This is a genomic window from Vulgatibacter sp., assembly GCF_041687135.1.
Taxonomy (GTDB): Bacteria; Myxococcota; Myxococcia; order Myxococcales; family Vulgatibacteraceae; genus JAWLCN01.
The window spans coordinates 125,023-131,835 of sequence record NZ_JAWLCN010000014.1; the positions used below are offsets into that span (position 1 = coordinate 125,023).

The 6,813-nt window shown below is 70.8% G+C and carries 8 protein-coding genes; 3 read left to right on the plus strand and 5 right to left on the minus strand.

Annotated features, from left to right (window positions below; translation table 11 throughout):
- The first annotated feature begins 9 nt into the window (after positions 1 to 9).
- On the plus strand, positions 10 to 1,029 hold the full coding sequence (locus ACESMR_RS22385; RefSeq protein ID WP_373049357.1) for a CPBP family intramembrane glutamic endopeptidase: 1,020 nt from the start codon (positions 10 to 12) through the stop codon (positions 1,027 to 1,029).
- Positions 1,030 to 1,035: 6 nt separating this feature from the next.
- Here the strand turns inward: ACESMR_RS22385 and ACESMR_RS22390 are convergent, their stop codons facing one another.
- The 5 genes from ACESMR_RS22390 to ACESMR_RS22410 form a co-directional block, all read right to left on the minus strand.
- Complete coding sequence (locus tag ACESMR_RS22390) at positions 1,036 to 1,650, minus strand: alpha/beta hydrolase (protein ID WP_373049358.1); 615 nt, start codon at positions 1,648 to 1,650, stop codon at positions 1,036 to 1,038.
- A gap of 10 nt (positions 1,651 to 1,660) precedes the next feature.
- A complete protein-coding gene (locus tag ACESMR_RS22395) occupies positions 1,661 to 2,329 on the minus strand; it encodes a hypothetical protein (RefSeq protein ID WP_373049359.1) in 669 nt (222 codons plus the stop codon).
- Between the two features lie 89 nt (positions 2,330 to 2,418).
- Positions 2,419 to 2,706 carry a hypothetical protein gene (locus tag ACESMR_RS22400; RefSeq protein WP_373049360.1) on the minus strand — a complete coding sequence of 96 codons (288 nt, stop codon included), beginning with the start codon at positions 2,704 to 2,706 and terminating at the stop codon, positions 2,419 to 2,421.
- A 124-nt stretch (positions 2,707 to 2,830) separates the two neighbouring features.
- A complete protein-coding gene (locus ACESMR_RS22405) occupies positions 2,831 to 4,030 on the minus strand; it encodes a class I SAM-dependent rRNA methyltransferase (RefSeq protein ID WP_373049361.1) in 1,200 nt (399 codons plus the stop codon).
- Positions 4,027 to 4,830 (minus strand): HAD-IIB family hydrolase, encoded by an 804-nt coding sequence (locus ACESMR_RS22410; RefSeq protein ID WP_373049362.1) that lies wholly within the window; start codon positions 4,828 to 4,830, stop codon positions 4,027 to 4,029. Before ACESMR_RS22410 ends, ACESMR_RS22405 begins: the two co-directional genes overlap by 4 nt.
- 87 nt (positions 4,831 to 4,917) lie before the next feature.
- Here ACESMR_RS22410 and ACESMR_RS22415 point away from each other — a divergent pair, with 87 nt between their 5' ends.
- Positions 4,918 to 5,790 (plus strand): transposase, encoded by an 873-nt coding sequence (locus tag ACESMR_RS22415; RefSeq protein ID WP_373049363.1) that lies wholly within the window; start codon positions 4,918 to 4,920, stop codon positions 5,788 to 5,790.
- Positions 5,787 to 6,813: RNA-guided endonuclease InsQ/TnpB family protein (locus tag ACESMR_RS22420; RefSeq protein WP_373049364.1), on the plus strand; the 1,027-nt coding region annotated here is incomplete at its 3' end. The genes ACESMR_RS22415 and ACESMR_RS22420, both read left to right, overlap by 4 nt.

Here is a 6,813-nt window from a genome sequence, read left to right on the forward strand (position 1 = left end):
CCCCCCGCCTTGGACGCACATCCCGACAACAGCGCGGTCGCCCTCCGGCCGGCCTATCTCTTCCTCGTCCTCGTGATCGGGCTCCACTTCACCGTGGGCTCCCTGGTGCAGCTGGCCAACCCGGCCTTCGGCATCAACTTCGGCGAGTTCTTCTTCTTCGCGGGACTCACCTGGATCTTCACCCGCGCCCAGAACTTCCGGCCGGTGGAGTTCCTCGCGCTGCGCCTCCCGCCGGGCCGCACGATGTTCGCGGCGCTGGGCGCCGCGATCGCGGGTTTCTTCTTCGCCGGCGGCGTCAACGCGATCAACCGCTGGCTGGTAGGCCCCGAGCTCGCCAAACGCTACGACGTCACCGGGCTCTTCGAGGTGCGCTCGCCGCTGGAGGGCGCGCTGCTCGTCCTCGGCGTGGCGGTGATGGCGCCCATCGGCGAGGAGCTCGTCTTTCGCGGCTATCTGCAGCGGGTGCTCGGCGCCCGCTACGGCACCTGGACCGCCGTCGTCGTCACCTCCGTCCTCTTCGCCGCCATCCACCTCAACCCCGCCTCGGTGCTCGCCCTCTTCGCGCTCGGCGTGGTCTTCGCGCTGCTGCGGGTCTGGAGCGGATCGATCTGGCCGGCGATCCTCGCCCACGCGGTGCAGAACGGCACCTCCTCGGCGATGGTCCTCTCCGGGCTCGCGGAGGATTCACCCGACGAACTGCCGATCGGGCAGGCGCTGATCCTCCTCGCCGTCACCACGCCGATCCTCTGGCTGGCGCTGCAGCACCTGCGGCGGATGCCTGCCGTCTCCGAGGCGGATGCCGCGGAGCCGCACGATCCGGAAGCCGATCACCGCTTCCGGCCGGGCCGGGTCAAGGGGCTCGCCCTCGGTCTCACCGCGGCGGCGGCGCTCTCGCTGGTGGCGCTCTTCCTCGTGGACGGCGAGGCCGCTCTCGCCAGGCTGCAGCGCGCTGCGAGTGGCGGGCTCCCCGAGACGCCGGACGTCGAGACCCAGCCGCTGCCCGAGGAACCCCTCCGCGACGCCGGATGAGCGCCTTCAGCCGCCCACGAAGCGCGCCGCGTGCCGGCCCACCTGCGGCAGGCCGCTGGTGAAGAAATGGTCGGCCCCCGCCACCGTCACCAATTTGCCCTGCGGCCCGAGCCAGCCGGCGAGCAGCGACCGATCGTCGTCCTCGGCGCAGATCGCGAGCACCCGCGCCTGCACCCGGGCGAGCCCCGAGAAATCGAGCAGCGCCGTCGGAGGCGATACGAGCACCAACGCCGCCACCTCGGGCCGCCGCAGCGCCGCCTGCACCGCCGCCCACGCGCCGAAAGAATATCCCGCCACCGCGATCGCCGGAGCGCCGGTGGTCTCGAGGAGTTGATCGATCGCCGACTCGAGATCCGCGACCTCGCCGGGCCCGCCGCTCCACGCGCCTTCCGACGCGCCGACGCCGCGGTAGTTGAAGCGCAGGGTCGCGTGCCCTGCCCGCGTGATCGCCCAGGCGAGCTCCGCCACCACCGGGCTGTCCATCGAGCCACCCTGCTGCGGATGGGGCGCAGCCACCACGCAGGGCGGGCGCAGCTTGCCACGGTGGTAGAGCCCCTCGAGGTGGAGATCCCCCGAGGGGACCACCACCATCCGCTCCAGATACTCACCCCTGCGAACCATTCGGCCCTCGCTAGAGCGAGAACCAGTAGCGCAAGCCCGCGCCGGGCTCCAGCGCCGTGAGCGTGCGGCGCTCGAGGCTCCGCGCCAGCGGCGCGTTGGCGGAGGCGAGCGGCTCGGTGTGCCGCACCGCCCCCGGCGCCACGAGGAAGTCCGCGCCGAGCCAGAGGTCGAACTCGCCGAGCTTCCAGACCCCGCGGGCGCCGAGCCGCCCTGCGATCGTGGTCTGGAGGAAGTCGTACTCGTAGCTGCGCCCCTGGAAGCGCTCCTCGCCGGAGGGGACGAGGACGCCGAGGGCGCCGTGCAGCTCCGCGCCGAAGGTGCTCCGCCCGCGGCCGGGCAGGCTCACGGTGCCACCCGCCATCAGGCTCCACATCCGCGCGGAGGCATCGACCCTGCTGCTGCGCGAGGCGGTGAACTCCTCCCACGCCGAGGTGCCGACGTGGGTGTAACCGGCCTCGAGCCCGACCGTGAAGAAGCGCGAGTTCTTCGGCGCCATGCCGAAGCTCACCCGACCCGCGGGCCCTGCCCCGAATTGCGACTCGTCGGGGAAGGAGAAATTGTCCGCCCACTCGCCGATCGGGAGCATCGCCCTGCCGTCGACCTGCACGAAGCCGGGGGTCTGTGCTGCTGCCGGAACGGCGAGCATCGTCACGAGGGCGAGGGCAAAGATGCGCGACACGGGACCTCCCGGAGGAGCAAAGCCTCCGATTCCAGCTCGGCAGGCAGCTCCCCGGCAAGGTGGGGCCTCCCGTTGCAGGAGGCCAGACCCTACGCCACCCGCCTGGCGGCACTGCTGCTGCATGGCGGAAGGATGAGCGCCTCGACCAGGGGCCGCCCCTCCGCGGCGACCTGCACCAGCCGCCGTCCGCCGGGGCCCGCGACGACGGTGCCGCCGAGAAGGAAGCAGACCTCCCCGACCATGCCGTCGATCAGGACGGAGCCCCCCGGCGGCGGAACCTCCACCGGCAGCGCGAGGGTTCCCTCGATCACGTCCCAGCTCGCAGCCAGGGCGTGGTGGTGGGGATACCGCACGACGACTGCGACGGTTGGAAGCATCGGCGCTCTCCTCGGGGTTGGGGGAGGCTTCCGCACGGCCTCCCGCGCGGACAAGCGCCCACCAGCCCATAGAGAGAACCCCGGAGGGAGGCAAATGGGTCACGCCCCCCTTGCCAAACCCGGCTCAGACCCGCCGGAAGACGAAGACCTTGAGGTAGCGCCCTTCCGGGAATTGCAGCGCGATCGGATGGTCGGGCGGCTGGTAACGCTGCTCGAGGAGCTGCAGATCGACCCGCGCCTTGTCGGCGGCCTGGGCGATGGCGCCGAAGAAATCGCCGACGCTCACCCGGGCCGAGCAGGAGCAGCTCACCAGGATGCCGCCCGGGCGCAGCACCGCCAGCGCCGCGCGGTTGAGCGAGGCGTAGCCGTCGATCGCCGCCTCCACCGCCTTCTGGCTCTTCGCGAAGGCCGGCGGGTCGAGGATGATCATGTCCCAGCTCTGGCCGGTGCGCTTCGCGGCTCCGAGCTTGTCGAAGACGTCGCCGGCGACGAACTCGTGTCGCTCCGGATCGAGGCCGTTCAGGCGGAAATTCTCGGCGGCGAGCCCGATCGCGTCCCGGTCCTGGTCGATGGTGGTCACCTTGCGGGCGCCGCCCTTCGCCAGGTGGACCGAGAAGCCGCCGGTGTAGCCGAAGCAGTTGAGCGCCTCGCGCCCCTTCGCGTAGCGGCGCAGGGCGAAGCGGTTCTCCCGCTGATCGAGGAAGAAGCCGGTCTTCTGGCCGCCGCGCACGTCGACCCAGAACCTGGCGTCGCCGTTCTCGCGGATGGCGATCCGATCGGGCGGCGCCTCGCCCCAATGCACCGTGCCCTGCGCGGGCCCCTCGTCGGCGTCGACGTCGTCCCGACCGAGCTCCTCCCGGCCGAAGATGCCGCGGACCCCGGGGACCTCCTGCCGCAGCGCCGCGAGGATCGCGTCGCGGTGGGCGGTGAGGCCGGCGCTGTAGAATTTGGTGACGAGGAAGTCGGCGTATTTGTCGACGACCAGGCCGGGGATCCCGTCGTTCTCGCCGTGGACCACGCGGTAGGAGTCGGTCTCCTCGCCGGCGAGGACCTCGGTGCGCAGCAGCGCGGCGCGGGCGATCGAACGCCGCCAGAAGAGCGCGTCGATCTTCTCGAGCGGATCGCGGGTGAGGACGCGGACGCGGATCGGGCTGAGCGGATCGTAGTAGCCGCGGGCGACGAAGCGTCCCGCCTCGTGCACGTCGACGATGGCGCCTGGCGGCAGCCGCGGGGGCCTGCCAGCCAGCGCCTTGGCGAAGACCCAGGGGTGGCCGGCGCGGAGCGAGCGGCCGACTTCCTTGCCCAATTCGAGAACGGGATTCATGCGAGGAGATCCTTGGCGACGAGGATGGCTGCTGCCAGCTCGCGGAAGCCGAGGCCACCCTTCGAGTGGGTGACGTAGGCGGGGAGCGCATCCATCGACTTGCGGTGGCGCTTGATGTCGGCGACGCCGACGCCGAGGGGAAAGCGAGCGAAGAGCGGGCCGTCGTTGGGGGCGTCGCCGACGAAGACGAAGCGCTCCGCGTCCCGGGGAAAGCGCGCCTTCGCCTCCTCGACGAGGAGCGCCTCGCAGGCGCTCGCCTTGTCGAAGCCGCCGAGCCAGACGTTGACGTGCACGTTGGAGCGCACCGCGGAGGCGCCACGGGCCCTGCACGCCGCCTCGATCCGATCGGCGTCGTCCGTCGAGAGCTTCGCGTCCTCGTTCCAGTCGATGGCGAGATCGACCTCGGTGTAGCGCGAGTCGAGGGAGAGCCGGGCCCCCGGGTTCTCCTCGATCACCTCGCGCACGATCCGCTCGAGCTTGCGCCGATCGCGGACGCGCTGCCGCTCGTCGTCGATGTAGAAGCGGCGGCGGAGCCCGCCCTTGCGATCGCGGAGGAAGGTGAGGCCGCCGTTCTCGACGATGCAGGCGTCGACGGGAAAGGTACGGGCGATCATCTCGCCCCAGCCGGCGGGCCTGCCGGTGACCACCGCCACGAACATGCCCGCAGCCTTGAGCTCGTTCAGGGCGACGTAGGTCTCGGCCTCGATCGCCCCCCGGGTCGTGAGGGTGCCGTCGAGGTCGGTGAGGATCCCCTTGAGCGCGCCGAGTAGCGGGCGGGGGCAATGATCGAGGGAGCGCATCGGGCGCGCACCCTAGCGCATGTCGACAGTTTCGTCCCGCCCTGACGGGGCATTGCAGCAAGCGCCACAAGCGTTCAGTGTGGAGTCGTGATAGACGCTGCACCACGCCGAGGTCTTACCGACAGACAGTGGGAGCGAATGGCGCCTGTGGTGTCACGCCTGCAGCGCCGCGGCCCACGCGCAACGAGCGATCGCGGTTTCATCGAAGCGGTCGTCTGGGGGTTGCGTACTGGCGCTCCGTGGCGGGACGGTCGGCCAATGGAGCACCGTCTACAAACGATTCCGGAGCTGGGCCCTGATGGGGAGGTGGGAGGCCCTGCGACGTGCGCTCGGCGGTCAGGAATCGCCCGCCGAGCTGCTGCTGATCGACAGCACGATCGTGAAAGCCTACCCGCATGGCGCCGGCGCGCGGAAAAGGGGGGCGGGCAGAGCAGCCAGGCCCAGGGGCGATCACGGGGTGGCTTCACCACGAAGGATCACGCTGCTGTCTCGGGCCGAGGAACGCTGGTGCGCTACGTGCTGACCGGCGGCGAGGTGAACGACGTGACGCAGGCGGACCGGTTGCTACGGGGGCTGCGCGGGCGAGCGGTGGTCGGAGACCGTGCCTACGACAGCGATGCCCTCCTGGCGTCCATCGCCGCGCAGGACATGGCGGCCGTCGTTCCTTTTCGCAGGAACCGCAAGGTGCAGCGGCCGCTCGATGCCGAGGCGTATGCGCAGCGCAACGTGATCGAGAGGCTCTTCGACCGGCTCGTATCTTGCTCACTCGGTCGCGCTGGCGCGGGACCAAGCGGACAAGAAGCGCACTTCGCGCACAAACGGCTTTGCGTTGGAGCGCCCAACTGGGCGCTCCAGGCCTTCCGGCGGGTGGCGACCCGCTACGACAGGACCGCATCGTCGTACGGCGCGGTGGTCGCATTGGCCTCGGCGCTGGTAGTGCTCTCGGGGTGGACGGCGTGAGCGCGACCCGCCACACCACCTTCTGCTTCACACTGCAGCCGACCGCTGCCCAGGAGCAGGTGTTGTGGCGCCACGGGGGCGCGGCTCGCTTCGCTTTCAACCAGGCACTGCGCCTCGTGAAGAATGCGCTCGAAGCCAGGAAGGCGAACGCCGAGCTGCACGTGCCGTGGTCGGGATTCGACCTCATCAACACGTTCAACCGCTGGAAGAGGTCCGCCGAGGCGGGGCTCGACGAGCAGGGGAACGTGGGCCTCGCCTGGCGCGGGGAGGTCCTCCAGCAGGTCTTCGAGGAAGCTGCAGTCGATCTCGGGTGCGCACTTCAGGCGTCCTCAGCCCGTCGCAGATCGGGTGGCAAGACCGCTGGTTTCCCTCGGTTCAAGAAGCGCTCCGACGCGCGGCAGTCGTTCCGGATCCGAAGCAAGGGCCGTGGCGAGAGGGCCGAGATTCGTCTCGGCGCCGAAGGGCGGGCCCGCAGCATCCGGCTGCCGAAGATCGGGACGCTGGGGGTGCGTGAGGACACCCGCAAGCTGCGGCGCATGCTGCGAAACGGGCGCGCGAGGATCCTGTTCGCCACCATCTCCCACCAGCTCGGCGGCCGCTGGCGGGTGAGCCTCAACCTCGAGGCAGCCCCGCTGCATCCAGCGCTGCAGCGCGCAAGCGACGAGGCTCGTGAGCCGGTCGGCATCGACCGGGGGCTGCAGACCTTCGCCGTGCTGGCCGATGCGAGGGGGCGGGAAGTCGAGCGCATCGACGCCCCGCGTCCGCTGCGCAGCGCGCTGCCGAAGCTGCGGCGGCTCAGCCGGAGCTTGACCCGCAAGAAGAAGGGCTCTCGCAACCGCGTCAAGGCGCGCATGCGTCTCGCGAGATTCCATCAGCGCATCGGGAATGTACGCCGCGATTTCGTGCACCGCGTATCGAGTCGGATGGCCCAGACCCACGGCCACCTGGTCCTCGAGACGCTGTCCACGGCGGGGCTGATGCGGACCCGACTGGCGCGCTCCCTCGCCGACAGCGCCTGGGCGA

Excerpts from the sequence above, each read along its gene's own strand:
- ACESMR_RS22410 (WP_373049362.1), bottom strand. The coding sequence starts at position 4,830 with ATGCGCTCCCTCGATCATTGCCCCCGCCCGCTACTCGGCGCGCTCAAG.
- ACESMR_RS22405 (WP_373049361.1), bottom strand. The coding sequence starts at position 4,030 with ATGAATCCCGTTCTCGAATTGGGCAAGGAAGTCGGCCGCTCGCTCCGC.
- ACESMR_RS22400 (WP_373049360.1), bottom strand. The coding sequence starts at position 2,706 with ATGCTTCCAACCGTCGCAGTCGTCGTGCGGTATCCCCACCACCACGCC.
- ACESMR_RS22390 (WP_373049358.1), bottom strand. The coding sequence starts at position 1,650 with ATGGTTCGCAGGGGTGAGTATCTGGAGCGGATGGTGGTGGTCCCCTCG.